This window comes from Protofrankia sp. Cas8, from assembly GCF_963555845.1.
In the GTDB taxonomy this organism is placed as follows: Bacteria; Actinomycetota; Actinomycetes; order Frankiales; family Frankiaceae; genus Protofrankia.
The window spans coordinates 17,278-18,098 of sequence record NZ_CAUVXI010000104.1 but is presented as its reverse complement, the minus strand read 5'-3'; the positions used below and the strand labels follow the sequence as shown (position 1 = coordinate 18,098).

Below are 821 nucleotides of genomic sequence, written 5' to 3'. Positions count from 1 at the left end.
GCCCACGCCGGTCCAGCCGGCGGCGGCACGGGGGCGGACCCACGGCGTGTCCCGGCCCGCCGCCCGGGGCGAGGCGCCCGCACGCACCCCAATTCCCCCGGCAACCCCGGCCCCGCCGGCCGCGCTGATCCGATCAGTGCAGCCGCAGCGGCCGGAACCCGCTGCGCCCGTGGCGGAGGTGCCCGAGGCCCGGCCGGTGCCGGTCACCCCGAGCGTGCCGGTTATCCCGGCGACCACGCCTGCCCCCGCAGCCGAGCTGATCGTGACCGATCCCGTCGGACCGCAGCCACGCTCCACCCCGGAGGCGGCAGCGGCGGAGGCAGCTGCCGACATCGACGACGACGCCGGACAGTCATCGCCCGGGACCCGCGGGCGTCAGGGTGCTCCCGGTCGCCCGGCTGACCGAGGCGCCGGCGGTCGCCGCGGCCGCAAGTCCGTGCCGGCATGGGACGACATCGTCTTCGGCGCCCGGCGCCCGTAGGCGACGTGTCCCGTCACCACCTGCGGCTTTGCGGGGTGCTGAGAGCAGTCACGACCGTAACCGCCGACGTCGGTCATTCGCCAAGACGTCCGTGAGGGAACCGTCACACCGACAGCGTGGAACCAAATCCCGACGAAGACTGTTGAAGATGGTGTGACTGGAACCACTACCAAACCGACGCTGACCAACCTCGACCGGTGCGACCGGTGCGGCGCGCAGGCGTATGTGCGGGTCGTGCTTCCCGGTGGCGGCGAGCTGCTGTTCTGCCGACACCACGCCAAGTCCCACGACTCCAAGCTGCGGGCCGTGGCTGCTGAATACCATGACGAAACCGACAAAC

General features: G+C 72.5%; 1 protein-coding gene and 1 pseudogene. Both read left to right on the top strand.

The annotated features are described in order from the left end of the window. Nucleotides 1–481: pseudogene (locus U9977_RS15715) on the top strand (hypothetical protein); the annotation flags it as partial. A gap of 153 nt (nt 482–634) precedes the next feature. Further along, nucleotides 635–821: hypothetical protein (locus U9977_RS15710; protein WP_322750010.1), on the top strand; the 187-nt coding region annotated here is incomplete at its 3' end.